Source organism: Alkalibacterium iburiense (assembly GCF_039521845.1).
Classification (GTDB): domain Bacteria; phylum Bacillota; class Bacilli; order Lactobacillales; family Carnobacteriaceae_A; genus Alkalibacterium; species Alkalibacterium iburiense.
This window is the reverse complement of sequence record NZ_BAAACW010000021.1, coordinates 17,027-32,505: the sequence shown is the minus strand read 5'-3', so window position 1 is coordinate 32,505 and position 15,479 is coordinate 17,027. Positions and strand designations below refer to the sequence as shown.

General features: G+C 39.9%; 9 protein-coding genes. 1 reads left to right on the top strand and 8 read right to left on the bottom strand.

Going from position 1 to position 15,479, the window contains the following annotated elements:
• From ABDZ53_RS01845 to ABDZ53_RS01835, 3 genes are all read right to left on the bottom strand, one after another.
• Positions 1-1,118, bottom strand: a 1,118-nt coding sequence (locus ABDZ53_RS01845; protein WP_343753400.1) for a carbohydrate-binding protein, incomplete at its 3' end; no start/stop codon positions are given.
• 281 nt (positions 1,119-1,399) lie between these two features.
• Positions 1,400-3,643: an alpha-galactosidase gene (locus tag ABDZ53_RS01840; protein WP_343753398.1), complete on the bottom strand. Its 2,244-nt coding sequence runs from the start codon at positions 3,641-3,643 to the stop codon at positions 1,400-1,402.
• Positions 3,612-4,592 (bottom strand): acetylxylan esterase, encoded by a 981-nt coding sequence (locus tag ABDZ53_RS01835; RefSeq protein WP_343753396.1) that lies wholly within the window; start codon positions 4,590-4,592, stop codon positions 3,612-3,614. Before ABDZ53_RS01835 ends, ABDZ53_RS01840 begins: the two co-directional genes overlap by 32 nt.
• Before the next feature lie 212 nt (positions 4,593-4,804).
• On the opposite strand from ABDZ53_RS01835, the gene ABDZ53_RS01830 reads away from it, so the two are divergent.
• Positions 4,805-5,515 (top strand): GntR family transcriptional regulator, encoded by a 711-nt coding sequence (locus ABDZ53_RS01830; RefSeq protein WP_343753394.1) that lies wholly within the window; start codon positions 4,805-4,807, stop codon positions 5,513-5,515.
• A gap of 34 nt (positions 5,516-5,549) precedes the next feature.
• Here the strand turns inward: ABDZ53_RS01830 and ABDZ53_RS01825 are convergent, their stop codons facing one another.
• From ABDZ53_RS01825 to ABDZ53_RS01805, 5 genes are read right to left on the bottom strand one after another with little or no spacing between them, the layout of a single operon-like run.
• The gene (locus ABDZ53_RS01825; protein WP_343753392.1) at positions 5,550-7,430 is read right to left on the bottom strand and encodes a cellulase family glycosylhydrolase; all 1,881 of its coding nucleotides are present in this window, start codon (positions 7,428-7,430) and stop codon (positions 5,550-5,552) included.
• A gap of 21 nt (positions 7,431-7,451) precedes the next feature.
• The gene (locus ABDZ53_RS01820; RefSeq protein ID WP_343753390.1) at positions 7,452-9,089 is read right to left on the bottom strand and encodes a cellulase family glycosylhydrolase; all 1,638 of its coding nucleotides are present in this window, start codon (positions 9,087-9,089) and stop codon (positions 7,452-7,454) included.
• Between the two features lie 37 nt (positions 9,090-9,126).
• Complete coding sequence (locus ABDZ53_RS01815) at positions 9,127-11,862, bottom strand: beta-glucosidase (RefSeq protein WP_343753388.1); 2,736 nt, start codon at positions 11,860-11,862, stop codon at positions 9,127-9,129.
• 36 nt (positions 11,863-11,898) lie between these two features.
• Complete coding sequence (locus ABDZ53_RS01810; RefSeq protein ID WP_343753386.1) at positions 11,899-13,920, bottom strand: beta-galactosidase; 2,022 nt, start codon at positions 13,918-13,920, stop codon at positions 11,899-11,901.
• A 17-nt stretch (positions 13,921-13,937) separates the two neighbouring features.
• Complete coding sequence (locus ABDZ53_RS01805; RefSeq protein ID WP_343753384.1) at positions 13,938-15,452, bottom strand: glycoside hydrolase family 43 protein; 1,515 nt, start codon at positions 15,450-15,452, stop codon at positions 13,938-13,940.
• Positions 15,453-15,479: the final 27 nt, after the last annotated feature.

The window sequence follows — 15,479 nt, the reverse complement described above, 5'->3', positions numbered from 1 at the left end:
TCTTCTTCATCGACTAAAGTGTACATGTCCCAGTCACTTCTGTATTCAAAGCCGTAGTCACTCAACTCTTCGTATGGAGATTTTCCATTTATCAAGATACGTCTGGCTACTCGAGATCCTCTCATGAAGTTCTGTTTAGCGTGGAAAGATAGTTCATAGTAACCCGCTTCTTCTGCTTCAAAATCCCATTCAATCCACTGACCTACTGATCTCCAGTTGTTTCCTCCAATGGTGTTATTCAGTAATTCTTTTGCACTATAAGGATACACAGCGGGAGATGACTGGTCCTGTACAGGGTATAGCATTTGAGAAGATTTTCTATTCGCGTGTTCACCTTGGATTTCAATAACCTGATTAGAGGTGTTTTTTTCATTTGTTTGAGTCAAATAGTCCTCATAACTTAAGTTCGTCTCTTTTTCTTTCAAAATGAGTTCTTTCAAAACCATCGGCTCTCGTTGAGAAACAATGGTTAAAGTATGTGTCCCTTTTTCTAGATGAAACCCTAGCGAATCGACAACATACCCATTGCTGTCCTGCAACTTGACTTCCATCCATTCTGGATTCTCAATTTGTGATGGTCTTAATTCATTCCCTTGATTATCTCTTTCCCAGGTGTCTGTACTGTTTACCCAAATACGAGGGAATTCAATTAGACTCAATTCTGAATAAGGCAGTTCTTCATTTAAGAAAAAACTTCTCTGAATAGCGGCGCTATTTCCTTCAACAGGGTAATAGAGAAGCGATAACTCATAAAAACCCGTTTTATCTACTTCAAAAGTATACTCAATCAGTCCCGTGTCGTCTGTTAATAAAGACTGACCCGTATCACCCTCGAAATTGTCTAATACAGCCACTTCCATCTCTTCTATTCTGGAATATTCCACCGCAGGAATCCGTATTTCTGGCAACTGGTCAGGGGACGAGTCTCGCTCAGTCATATAGGTTTGAAAATTAGGAGCTTCCATATAAAAATCCAGTTTAGCTTCGAAATCATCCAGTGTGCTTTCTTCTGCCTGTACTTCTGTCACACGGAATATATGTAATAAACTGATAAAGGCCATGAGTTTAATTACAAAGAAGGGGACTTTTCTGTCGTTCTTTTCTTTTTTCATATCCATACATCCATTCCTTTATATTTATTTCAAAGCGATAGCGCTTCATATACCTTATATTAGAAAACAATTAGAACAATATGTGCAATTTAAAAAACAATTATATGTAATTTTATAAGTATATACTTACTAGTGTAACCGTTATCAATATTATGTACTATTTTTCTGCATTTGTAAATTGAATTTAGATAAAAAATGAAATATTTTTTATGCTGACAAATTTTTGTAACATTTTACACAAGTGAGAGACACTTTTTAATTAAAGTGTCTCAACACCTGAATAAAATTTATTCTTTTGCCGTTATTTTTATGATTTTACTATGGAAATCTGCTTTTCCATTGAGTGACCAGAAATCGCTTCTTGTTTTCTCATTTCGACTGAAGAATAGACCTGCATTTTTTAAATCCGAACCGTATCTTTCTTCCTGATCAGGTTGAATGACATAAAGAGTGTCTTCATCCAATCCCTCTAATTTAAGACGGCTATAGCCAGGATTGGGTTTAGCTAAGACCTGATAGTAGCCTACTATGGCTTCTTTCTTATTCTCAGAAACGACCATCCATGCTGTTTCATTTCCTTCGAATGGGCTGAGTAAACGATAGAATGTTCCGGAATGAATCAGTTTTCTATTCTCTTTGAAAAAGGCAATATGGTCTTTCATTCTCTCACTATCTTCATCACTTATTTGCGTCACATCCAGTTCGTAACCAAATGTTCCGAAGTAAGCCACAGCTGCACGCATCTCCATAGATGTCAGGCGTCCCACTTGGTGATTCGGTACGGCAGAGACATGACTGCCTATGCTGGATAAAGGATAGACGAGTGACGTCCCGTATTGTATTTTGAGTCTTTCAACGGCGTCTGTATCGTCACTTGTCCATGTTTGTGGAGCATAATACAGCATGCCCGGGTCAAACCGTGCTCCGCCTCCTGCACATGATTCAATTAAGAGGTGTGGGTATTTTTCGAGCAGTCGGTCATAAAGAGTGTACACACCTAAAATGTAACGGTGGTAAAGCTCTCCTTGACGTTCGCTTGGTAAAGCGGTAGAAAAAGCTTCTGAAATATAACGGTTCATGTCCCATTTAATATAGTCAATATCGCTGTCTTCCAAGATGGCATCCATTTGTTTGAAAATGTTATCGACCACATCTGGGTTAGAGAAATCTAAAACAAACTGGTTCCGTCCATGGGAAATGTTTTTATCCGGCACACCTATAATCCAATCTGGATGCTCTTCATAGAGCGGAGTATCCTTATTAACCATTTCAGGCTCGAACCATAGACCGAATTTTAGCCCGAGCTCATGTACTTTCTCGGATAAGCCTTTAATCCCATTAGGAAGTTTGGTTTTATCGACTGTCCAATCGCCTAATGAACTGGAATCGTCATCTCTTTTTCCAAACCAGCCATCATCTAACACAAATAGCTCAATGCCCAAGTCAGCTGCTTCTTCAGCAATCGTCAGTATTTTCGCTTCATCGAAGTCGAAATACGTGGCTTCCCAATTATTAATTAGGATTGGTCTGTTTTCTTCTTTCCAAGGATCTCTGGCTAAACGTTTGCGGTATAACTCATGGAAAGTCTGACTCATCCCGTTTATTCCATTATCAGAATAGACCATCACCGCTTCTGGTGTTTGGAATGATTCGTTCCCTTCTAATTTCCATCTAAACTGGTAAGGATGTATCCCCATCGTCACTCTTGCCACATCATACGTGTCTACTTCTACTTGTCCTAAATGATTGCCACTATAGACTAAGCTGAAGCCATAAACTTCCCCATGGGTTTCAGTTGTCGTTGGTCTAGCCAAGGCAAAGAAAGGATTATGTGTATGACTACTGGCTCCCCGAACTGTTCCAATGGACTGGACCCCTTTAAATAATGCTTTTCTTTCTACGTGTCTTTCTCTGGCCCATGCACCATATAAATGAATCATTTCGAAATTACTGTCAGGCAAATCGACACTTGTGCTCATCACATTTTCCAAGAACAGCTCTTCTTCCCCTTCATTGATGAATCGACTACTACGGGTAATAACAGCTTGATCTTTGAATACCGTATAGTATAAGTGCAATGAAATAGCTGAATAACGGTCTTTTAATTTTACGATAAGCGTTTGGGCTTCATCTTCCCTTTCAGTATAAGTAGCTGGTAAACCGTCTAGGACTGGCTTCCCATCTAACACTTCATACTCTTTATATTCAAAATGAGACACCTTATCGCCTTTTGGATAATGTAACTGAAAAGCGGGTTGTCTAAAGTCAGTCGTACCAAAACCTGGATATTCTTGCTTAATGTGTTCAAGAGACGATGTTTGACTCTTTTCATATAAGTTGTTAGATGGACGCGCTTCTCTTTCGATGAGATAGCTTAAAGATGGCAAGTGATGTATTTTCTTACCAAAATATAAATGTTCTAACTGGTTGCTTTTTTCCATAACTCTAAAGACGTAACTGATTGAATCGTTGGTCAGATGAAATTCTAGTGCTTTTTCATTAATATGAATCAATGTGTTTCCATTCGTCATGAATAAAATACCCCCTGAGTTTGTCTGCTGTTTTCGGATAATGTTCATGCCCGTACTCGGGCAGTATGAGTACTTTTTTTGCGCAGTTTAGTTTGTTGTATACCGCAAACTGAGTGATAGGAAAGCAGATAGTGTCTGCTAGCCCTGTAACCATGATAACGCTTGCTTTTATACGTGAAACAAAATGCTGAACATCTATGTACTCTAACGTTTTAAAAAAATAATCTTCTCTTTCATGTAAAGGATCTCTAAATCGAAACCAGTAGTAGAGTTCTTCGTAGGCTGAACTTTGAACATCAAGTGTATAGGCCATTCGGTAATCACTTAAAAAGGGATGATGAACCGCGACTTTTTTAATTCTTGGTTCAAGCGAGGCACACACGAGAGCCAATGCCCCTCCTTGTGATGAGCCCTGCACAGATATAACTTCTTCATCCACTTCATCTAAATCCATTAAAATCCGAGAAGCAATCACGGTGTCCATAAAAACCTTTGTGTAATAGAGGTGATCTTTTCCTTCTTCCACTCCTCTAATGACAAACCCTTTTAATGCACTTCCTTTGACTGACGTTTCTCTGTTTTCTGATAATCCACCCTGTCCACGGCAATCCATTGCCAACACCACATATCCCTCTGCCACCCAGCCGATTTTATCACTGTAATCTCCACTGTTGCCATGATACCCATGAAACAGGAGCATACCGGGTTGCTTGCCTGATGTGTGTTTAGGCTTCAGAAGCTGACAGGTTATTTTAGCCCCATCTACTCCCTCAAAGATTAATTGATAACAATAAGCGACATTTGAAGGAAAGTCTACTTTCTTGATTGTATAGGTTAGTGGATAGTTCTCCAGACTCTTCAATTTTTCGTCCCAAAACGCATCGAAGTCTTCTGGTTTCATTCCGGAACCTTTATATGAAAGATACTCTTTTAATTGTTTACTTGTCATATTACCCTCCTCATTTTTGCATTTCGACATAAGTATATAGTATATTTTAAATATTGTAAATATATACTTATAATAAATTAAATATAATTTTAAACTTTATTTTTTCTTGATATCCGTATATAATAAGGTATGTCATTTTATTTTATTTCTTGAGACTATCGATTCTACTGCTTATACATTTAAAGATTATGAACTATATAAAGGAGCCAGCCATGAAAAAGTATTTATTTATTTACGAAGACATGAAGAACCGCATTTTGAATGGAGAGTTTAAATCAGGTGAACAACTCCCATTTGAAAAAGAGCTTTGTGTGGAATACGAAACCAGTAAGATGACCATAAAAAAAGCGTTTGATTTACTTGTAGAAGATGGTTTAATCATTAAAAAACGTGGTGTCGGTACTTTTATTAAAGACATTGATATGAAGGAAATCGAAAAACTGATTTTTGCCAAACAGTTTATGGGGTTAACAACATCAAATCCTGAAAAAAAAGTAACGAGTAAGGTTCTGCATTTCGATATCATCAAAGCCACACCGCTTATTGAAAAACAGCTGAATATTGCGCCTGAATCATTTGTCTACGATATCCATCGGATTCGCTACGCAGATGATCAGCCTATTGTAGTAGAAAAAACGTATATGCCTATTGATTTAGTTCCTGGGTTAACGGAAAAACACTTGGAAAAATCATTGTATCAGTACATTGAAAATGAATTAGAGTGTAAAATTCAAAGCTCCCATCGAAAAATTACCGTCAGAAAAGCAGATGAAGATGAAACAACGTATTTAGACTTGGAGAAAGGAGATCCTGTAGCTGTTGCCGAACAAGTTGCTTATTTCGATAATGGAAAAGCGTTTGAATTCTCTTTTTCCGTACACCGTTATGACCATTTCAGTGCCCAATTAATCATCACTAAATAAAAAATGATAGGAACCCCTTCTAACAGAGTGGTTCCTATTTTCTTTCCGGTCTTCCTTGAACCATTTCGTATCCGATACCTATAGCTACCAGTAATAACCCGATAACCGCCAGAAGCCAAAGCGTCTTAGAACTGGACTGTTCCCTCGTTCCTCTTTTAAGAGATCTTTGTGCGGCTTTATATTGATTCCCTTCTTCATCTTGAGAGCCGATTCCTCGTATTCTTCCTCCATCGACGATGAGGCGATAGCCATACTCTTCTCCATTGAATAAAGTAAAAATAAGCTCATACGTGCCTTCTTCCAGTAATGCCGTGTAGTCTGATGAGAGCTGAATCCTCCCTTCGTCATATAAAGGGGTAAATTCAACATCATATTCGAGAAAATCCCACCAGTCGTGTGCTAAGACATTTGTTCCCTGTTCATCTTTAGACTGAACGTGGTCTATATGATGGCCATTGAAGTCTGTAGGGATTAAAAAGGGCCTTCCTGTTAGTCCTGTTGCTTCTTTCAAAACAAGGGTATCTACATAAATGAGTTGCATGTCCCAATCCGCTCCATCAGAAAAATGCAGGCGCAATGGCAATGATTTTCCAACAATTTGATTGCTTTCTTTTATTTTTTCCTCTAAAAGACCACCCGTTAAAGTGACTGTCTCATCTTTATACGTATACTCATCTCCTACTACCAACTTTCTGCCTTCTAAATATATGCTTTCTAGCTTTAAGTCATTTAATAGTAAAGGGATAGTGATGGCTTGTCCGATTTCATCTATATGTATGTAATAAGTATCTAAGCCTTTTGAATAAGCTGAACGTCCATCCATTGACTGTTCAATCATCTCTCCAAAACGAGGCGTGTTCCAGCTAAAGCTGTGGCGGTTCAAATGCTGGCCATTGTCCCACAGCATGAGAGCCAAGCCTTTTTCCCGTGCGTAATGATTGATAAACTCAATATATTTTAACGTTTCTCCTAACTGATTCGTTGTGTCTGATTTGTCGTAACCTAAAAGACCGTACTCTCCTACGACCACCCCGATACCTTCTTCAGTAAAGGTCTGGGCGACTCGATCAAACACTTCCACTAAGCTGCTTCTAGGAGTAACGTCATCCCATAACACGCCATCGAAACGTGTTTTTCCTATATTCGTGCTGTATACCCATTCTCCGTAATAATGAACAGTCGCTATAATGTAGTCGTCTTCCCAAGCTACTATCTGATCGTATAAGGCATCCATTTTCTTTTGTTCTGTATCTGTATAGACAGTTGGTAAAATGAGCATGCGCTCAGAATTATTGCCGCCTGACTGTCGGATTGTCTGATAAAAAGCGTCATTTAGACGGGTGAGATACTCTATTTTATTCTCCTCGCTTGTATGAAAGTCCGGTTCATTTACAGCTTCAAATGACAGCCTGTGGTCATACTCTTTAAAACGTTCTGCTAGTTGATTCCAAATGAAAACAAATGTCAGGTATTCTTCTGAGTGAGATTCTCCGTCCCAGTCAGCTAACCATGTCCAGGAATCGTGATGGATATTGATCATCACGTATAAATCTTCTTCTAATGCCCACTGAACCACCTCTTCATAACGATTAAGTAACTCTTCATTTATTTTAGCTTGTTCCTCCAGACTCCCTATACGCTGATGTAAAGTCAGGGGCAGACGAATACTGTCAAATTCTTTTTCCTTAACAGCCTGAATGAGTTCTTTTGTTACTTTCGGGTTCCCCCACGTTTCTTCCCCTCTGTCATGCCTCTCATCAAAAGAGTCAAAGGTATTTCCTAAATTCCAGCCGCTTCCCATATCTTCTACATACTGTTGAGAGACCGTTTTTTCTTGAGCTTCAGCGGCAGGAATAAAGGAGGAAGGTATAAAAAAACAGACCAGTATAGTTAAGATGCCTCTTATCTTCCTCATGATTAGCCTTCCTCCTTCTCTCTATTTTCCTTTTATTTCTCCATTTTTCACATGCAGTTGATAAAGGACACGCATCCCACTAAAGAAAGTCACATGGATAGTATAGTCTCCATCTTGTAGCTGCGAAGTAAAGTCAGGCAACAGATAGATACTTTCTTCTGCTGGCTTAAATTCCAGACTGTGTTGTAAATACTCGAGTTCTTTATTATTGGCCACACTTTCATTATTAGAATCCTTAACCATGAGGCTTTCTAAATGATTGCCGTTAAATACCGTAGGAATCTGAACAGCTGCTCCGACTTTTCCAACCGTTTCTTTCAATACGGGTTTATCTGAATAAATCAAATGGTGATACCAGTCCGCTCCTCCTGAAAAGGTTAATATCAATGTGACTGTTAAACCTATTTCCCCAAGAGTTTCTTCATAAAGTTGTTTAAAGAAGGATTCACTTAAATGAAGAGCTTCTCCTTCCAATGTATACTCTTTTCCTTTTATCAACTCTCTTGAATGAGTCCTTACTTCTTCTAAAATATGACCGTTCAGGACCAAAGGGATAGCCAATCCTTCTTCAGGTAGAGGGTCGGTCAAGTATTCAGTATCTAAACCTTTAGAATAAGCTGAACGTTCTTTCATCGAGCGCTCGATTATCTCACCGAATCTAGGAAGATACCATTCATACTCATAACGATTTAAATGCTGACCGTTATCCCAAAGGATGAGACTCATTCCTTTTTTATTGGCATAATAGTTAATATATTCGAGATATTTTAACGTTTCACCGAACTGATTAGCTGATTCAGATTTATCATAGCCTAATAAACCATATTCACCGATAACCACTCCGATTCCTTTATCTATAAAAGTCTCAGTCACGCGGTCGAATACTTCTACAAGGCTGGTTCTTGGGGTGACATCTTCCCATAATGTCTGATCAAATCGTGTTTTCCCTATATTCGCACTGTATACCCAGACGCTATAGTAGTGAACCGTTGCGAGTATGTAGGGATCATCAAATCCTACTATCTGTTCATATAATGCATCCAGTTTATTCTGCGAATCATTCGTCAGGAGGGTCGGTAAAACCAACATGCGCGTGCCATTGTTTCCTCCCGATTGACGGACGATATGATAGAACGTATCATTCAGCTTTTCTAAGTATTGAATCCCGACAGATTCTTCTACATCAAATTGCGGTTCGTTAATTGATTCAAACATCACTCTTTCATCGTAGTCTTTGAATCGTTCAGATAACTGTTCCCAAATACGGACATATTTTTTATATCTGTCTGAATCATTTTGTCCATTCCACTCTTTGAGCCATGTGACCGAGTCATGGTGAATGTTAATCATCACGTAAAATCCTTCTTCTAGAGACTCCTTCACTGCCTCTTCGTAACGATTTAAAAACGATTCATTGATTGTAAAGTCATTTTCTGGCCCATCGATTCGCATGTGCACGGTAAGAGGGAGTCGAATATTTTTGAATCCTTTTTTCTTAACCGTCTGAAGGAGCTCTTTGGTCACTCTGGGATTGCCCCAGGAAAGTTCTTCTTTATCCTCTTCTTTGTGGAAACTATCGAACGAATTCCCTAAATTCCATCCATGTCCCATCGCGTCCACATAACGAAGGGAGAGTGTCTTTTCTTTTATCTGAGTCATTCATACACCTTTCTTTCTTTTATAATTGAATATTTATTCATTGTTCTCTTATCGTTTTTAACTGTATGGATGTGGTAGGTGACAGGTACATATCCAACCGATTCTTATCTGGAATAGCTAAAACTAAAGATCTTTGATTCCCTGCTTTATATGGTTCCACTGATAAGGCATGCTTCAACTGATCATCTGTGTATAAGCGCAATTCTCCTGATTTATCGGCACTATACACTATTTCAATGTATGAAGAGGCCTGTTTCAAACGAACATTCTTAAAGGCAAGCCATCCATCGGCTCCAATACAGACAACTTTTTCTTTAGTTGAATCACTAGTGATAAACGCACGGGAATAGTCATCATATCTTTCAGCATGCACAGGCTCTTTAAAGTCACGTTCCAAGCGTACCTCTCCTATGGTGTTAAAAGACAGACTGTGTTCAGTAGCCGAAGAAAAACCAATGGACAGTGTTCCTTCTGCCTTTGGAAAAACCCATTTGTTCCATGCCACATCAAAATACCCCAGCTCACTTGTCTTCACTTTGAGGGTGACTTTCTTTTTCTCCCCCGGTTTCAAGGGTGTTTTTAAGAAAGCAACGAGTTGTTTTTCAGGTAATTTTATATACTGAGCGGGTGTTAACGTCGCATATACCTGCACTGTTTCCGTTACCTCCTGATTGGCAGTGTTTTGAAGTTCAACCGTTACGGTTACTTCTTCGTTTTCTCTCCATGTATAGGTATCCATAGAAAAAGAGAGAATGGATACCTTGCCATATGTCAGACCGTGACCAAACGGATAAAGAGCGCTTTCATTTGTGTACCGATAGGTGCGGTTTCCTTTTATAATATCGTAGTCTCTTATAGGCGGAAGGGCCTTTTCTATTTGTTTATACCACGTTTGCGATAATTTACCGGTAGGGGCTTCTTTGCCAAAGAGGATATCCGATAGGCTGGTTCCCAATTCCTGAGAACCATGAGTCGTAAATAAAATACCTGGGATATGCTGATGCAACCAGTCTATTTCAAAAGGATAGCTGCCTACTATCACCACGACTACATTTGGGTTCACTGCGTATAATTCTTTCACCATAGCCAGTTGATGGGCGGGAAGAGTCATGCCTGGTCTATCCATCGTTTCTTTTCCGTTTAACATGGGATGGTTCCCTAGTATGACTACAGAAACATCCGCTTCTTTTGCTGCGGTTGCCGCTTCTTTAATCGCCTCTTTTTTTGTAACCAGCTCAATGGGTATACTCTCTTTTACAGCCCCAATGAACCCTTCAGAAGTGATCCCGATTGGATGATTATCCCAAGTATGCCAATCCTTTTTGTTTTCACTTACCCAGTTTTCTTTTACAAACCAGTCGTACACCTCTGTTTTATGTAAGCGAAAGGTATTCGTCTGATCATCATATTGAATATACCGTCCCGTCTGCTTCTCTTTTAAAAGATGAGATCCGAAATCCCAGTCTTCAAAGATAAATTCGGCTGCCTCTTCTTCAGACGAAACCGCTACTAGTTTATCCTCTTTTACAGCTAGGTATGCATCGTTTATTTTTAGAGACACTTCGTCATGGGAAGGGGAAAAAATAGCGCTGTTTTCCGGAAACTTGTTCATCAAAGCTTCTTTGATGGTCATTTCATGCGGCGGATACCCACCGTACCAGTCTCTAAACCACACATCGGCTAAAGGACCCGTCAGGTGCACTTTCTGTTTTTCTGATAAAGGAAGACTGTCCTGATTTTTAAGCAAAACAGCTTGCTCAGCCGTTACTTTTCTCACCAGTTCAGCGTGTTCCTCCCCAGCTAGAAGTGAATGACTGACTTCATCAAAAGGAATCACGTCTTCAAAGTGACCTAAGCGTCCTCTGACAGTCAGAATGCGTTTGACGGCACGCGTGATATCTTCTTCTGTAATCAAATGTTTATCCAATGCTTTTCTAGCTGCTGTTTCCACTTTTTCCTTGTCATCTACAAAACAGTCAATGCCTTTTTTCAATGCATCAGCTAACGCTTCCTCATAGGTATCATAGTAATGATAGGATTCTACGTTTAATGTCAACGCTCCGCCGTCACAGACCACAAACCCATCCATATCCCATCGTTGTCTCACAACCTGTTCAATGTCTTCGTGCTGCATCGCCGGGACACCATTTATCCCATTGTAGGCCGTCATCATAGACTGCGCTTTAGCTTCTTTAAAAGCTGGTTCAAAAGCCTTTAAATAATACTCTTCCCTATTCCTCAAATCTATACTGTTGGACGAACTTTCTCTTTTCTCTTCATTATTATTTCCATAAAAATGCTTCGGAGCGGCTGCCATCCGAAGCCAGGTCGGATCGTCTCCTTGCATGCCTTTAATCAGTTCAGCACTCAATCTCCCTGTTAAATAAGGATCTTCACCATATGCTTCATCATTTCTTCCCCATCTCGGGTCTCTTTCCATATCAATGGTTGGGGCCCACAAGGTAAGCCAGGTGGTTTTATTCGATTGAAGGTACTTGATTCGTGCTTCATTTCCAATCGCTGTTCCGACTTCTTTTAATAAATCTGGATTCCATGTTTGGGATAAGCCCAAAGGTTGGGGGAAGGACGTGGTGATTCCACCCTCTCGATCCACCACGCCATGTGCCCCTTCTCCGCCCACTTTATACTCTCTAATACCTAAGCGTTCGATAGCACTCTGAGAAGTAGAGAGCAGACTTATTTTTTCATCGACGGTCATGTGTGCTATAAACCCGTTAACTTGTTCTTGAATAGCCGTTATATTTTTAGTCATCCTAGTTCCTCTTTTCAAGATGTCTGAAATGAAAATTTATTGGGTTAAAATCTGGACGTCAAACGATTGAAGCTCTATTGAACGCTGGGCTTTTTCTCCACTCAATAAATCTGTATACCCTTCGAATTCTGTTTCAATGGTATGGGTTTGATCGGAATGGTTCATAACGAAGAAAAACTCTTTTCCGTCTTTCACTCGACTGGCAATTTCCACTCCTTCAGGAAGTGGTCCGAACCCTTTAATGCCTTTCTGATTAAGCAACTGGCCAATGAGCTCATTTAACATATTCTGCTCTAAAACAGCTCCCACATACCACGCTTCTCCCTCTCCTCGTTTATTTTTAGTCACTACAGGCATCCCTTTATAGAAATCAGAACCGTATTCAGCTATCACTTCTGCGCCTTCAGTATGCATCAGGTCACAGAGCATTGTGCATGTATAGTCATTTTTCTCAAATAAATCTGATTTCGTTTTGACTGAGTTATAACTGTTTGGAGCCAAAGCATCTATTTCCTCTACCCAAATACCGAGTGTTTCCCTTAATGGACCAGGGTAGCCTCCTAAATGGACATTATCGCTCTGATCTACAATTCCACTCATATAGGTTGTAAGAAACGTACCGCCTTGTTTAACAAAAGCGTCAATTTTCTCTGCAACACCTTCTTTAACCATATATAAAACAGGAGCTAGAACAATATCATACTTTTCAAAATCAGAATCCATATGAATCATGTCAATGGCGACTTGCTGATTATAGCAGGCATCATAGTAACGCTGAATCTGATCCACATATCTTAAATCTACAGTTGGACCGCTCGTGTATTCAAGTGCCCAGTAATTATCCCAGTCAAATAAGATGCCGACTTTCGCTTTTGTTTCAGCTCCAATAAGGGTATCGCCTAATTGTTCCAACTCTTTCCCTAGTTCTGTCACTTCCCTAAAGACTCGCGTGTGTTCATGTCCTACGTGCTCTATCACAGCACCGTGAAATTTTTCAACAGCGCCTTTTGTGCGTCTCATTTGGAAAAACTGAATCGTATCCGCTCCATGTGCAATGGTCTGATAACTTTGAGCTCTCATTTTACCCGGACGTTTAAGTGTATTGTACGGTTGCCAGTTCTGCTGACTCGGAGTTTGCTCCATCAGCATAAAACTTTGACCATCTTTCACTCCTCGCATCAAGTCATTATTCATATTAGTCTGGCTTAAAGTCGTGTGCAAGCCTGGATAATTATCCCAAGAGGCAATATCCATTTCCTTTGCCCATCTGAAATAGTCTAAGGGTTTATAGGCTCCCATAAAGTTCGTTGTGACTGGTGTTTCTTTATCAAATTCACGGATGGCTTCTCTTTCCATAATGAAATTATTAAGCAAGCTTTCTGAATTGAACCGGCGATAATCAATAGACAACCCGGCATAAGCGGCAGCAGTATCGCTGATTCCATCTCCTAAATAATTCGGTACAAAAATATCGTCAAAGCTATGAAGGGTATGGCTCCAGAAATGCATATTCCAAGCTTCGTTGACAGCATCAATGGTTTTGTATTTATCTTTTACCCATACACGAAAGGCTCTTTCGCAATTTTCACAGTAACATTCTCCTCCGTACTCATTGGATATATGCCAGACTTTCACATGCGGGTTATCTCCGTATCGTTCGGCAATTTTTGAAACTAAGCGCTTAGCAAACCGGTGAAAAGTTGGACTGTTGGGACAATGATTGTGTCGATGCCCAACGCGTTGTTTTCTTCCTTCAAAATCTACTCGCATAATATCCGGGTATTTTCGACATAACCAGGCCGGAATAGCTGCCGTTGACGTCCCAAGGACAATCTCATAATTTTCCTTGCTCAGCATGTCAATGATGTCATCTAATTCTGAAAAATGATAGTCATTTTCAGACGGTTGTAGCTTTGCCCAAGAAAAGACATTCACTGTCGTTGAGTTAATATGAGCTTTTTTAAATAATCTCATATCCTCATTCCAAATTTCTCTCGGCCATTGTTCTGGATTGTAGTCTCCACCGTATAGCATTTTGTCAAATAATTGTTTAGCCATTGTCTTCCTCCTGTTTATTAGATTGAATACTTAAACCAATCAAAAGATGCGTCATTGGCGCTTTCTTTCCCATTGCCTGTTGCATATAAACCAAAATACACGCCAGTAAAGCCTCCTGCGACCTCTTTAGATAAAAAGCCGCACTCTCCTATACCTAAATCCGTTGTCTTACCTGAAGAATCTGTAAAACTAAACGTATAAGTGGTTTCATCCGCTTTAACTTTCAGTATTAACTCTTCACCCGTGTAAGGTATGCGTTTTTCGATTAAGCAAAGCGAACCGACTGTTTTTCTAAATATCACAGATTTCTGTCCATTATCTTTAATAAGTGCTACATCATAATGATACTGTTCATTTGCATAGACAGTTAACCCGGCTTCTTCTCCTTCATCAGGATTAAAAGAGAGCAAAGTCGATACAGCGCAGTCAAAATGCTCCTGACGTCTCCCTACAAAGGTATGGGCTTCTGGTTCAGAGAGCGTAACGGCTGCTCCTTTCAAACTGAGCCATCCTTCTTTTTTTGTAAGGGAGTAATTGGATTCAATGGGATTTCTTCTATAATTCCATTTCATCCCTAAGCTGTCTTTTTCAAAGCTATCTGTCTCCTCCCAATAAGTGGATTGAAGAGTGTCTAGATGCGGCGCTTCCATCTCTACTGTCACTTTGCCTTTATCTCCAAATATCGGCCAGCCATCTTCTGTCCATTGAACGGGAGCCAAGAACGTTTCTCGTCCTAAATGATGTTTAGGAAAATAGCCAATGGGGCGATACGCCAAAAAGACAGCCCACCAGGAACCATCGGTAAACTGAATCAAATCCGAATGCCCCGTACCTTGAATCGGACTTTTCAGACTTCTATGCGAAAGGATAGGATTACCTTCATAACTTTCAAAAGGACCAAAGGGATTTTTACTTCTTGCAGCGACAACCATATGCCCGTATTCTGTCCCTCCTTCTGAAATCAGCAGATAATAATACCCGTTTATTTTATACACATGCGGGCCTTCTGGTTCAGCCGCTCCTGTCCCTTCCCAAATGAGCTGCCGATCAGATAACAGTTTTCCTGTTTCGATATCTAAAGTCGCTTGATAAATACCATGGGGAGCATGTACACCTTCTCTTGCCCCCGTTATGTATACGGTTCCATCGCTATCAAAGAATAGGGAAGGGTCAATGCCTGGCCATTCATTTAACCACACTGGATCCGACCAAGGACCTTCTGGTTTTTCCGCCCAGACAAAGAAGTTTCCTCTATGCGAAACATTCGTTGTAATCATATAAAAACGTTCATTATGATAACGTATGGTTGGAGCAAAGATGCCTCCTGAACTGCCTGTTTTTTCTAAAGGAAGTTGTTCCTTTGTGGTTAAACAGTGTCCTATTTGTTCCCAGTTCACCAAATCTTTACTGTGAAAAATAGGCACTCCTGGAAAGTACTCGAATGTACTGGTGACCATATAAAAATCGTCTTCTACCCGACAAATACTCGGATCCGGATAAAATCCGCTAATGATTGGATTGGTGTATTTCATTTATGTCCTGCCTCTCAACATTTAATA

Bases quoted from the DNA above. Each gene is read 5' to 3' on its own strand.
- ABDZ53_RS01815 (WP_343753388.1), bottom strand. From the start codon at position 11,862: ATGACTAAAAATATAACGGCTATTCAAGAACAAGTTAACGGGTTTATA.
- ABDZ53_RS01825 (WP_343753392.1), bottom strand. From the start codon at position 7,430: ATGAGGAAGATAAGAGGCATCTTAACTATACTGGTCTGTTTTTTTATA.
- ABDZ53_RS01835 (WP_343753396.1), bottom strand. From the start codon at position 4,592: ATGACAAGTAAACAATTAAAAGAGTATCTTTCATATAAAGGTTCCGGA.
- ABDZ53_RS01840 (WP_343753398.1), bottom strand. From the start codon at position 3,643: ATGACGAATGGAAACACATTGATTCATATTAATGAAAAAGCACTAGAA.
- ABDZ53_RS01830 (WP_343753394.1), top strand. From the start codon at position 4,805: ATGAAAAAGTATTTATTTATTTACGAAGACATGAAGAACCGCATTTTG.
- ABDZ53_RS01805 (WP_343753384.1), bottom strand. From the start codon at position 15,452: ATGAAATACACCAATCCAATCATTAGCGGATTTTATCCGGATCCGAGT.
- ABDZ53_RS01810 (WP_343753386.1), bottom strand. From the start codon at position 13,920: ATGGCTAAACAATTATTTGACAAAATGCTATACGGTGGAGACTACAAT.
- ABDZ53_RS01820 (WP_343753390.1), bottom strand. From the start codon at position 9,089: ATGACTCAGATAAAAGAAAAGACACTCTCCCTTCGTTATGTGGACGCG.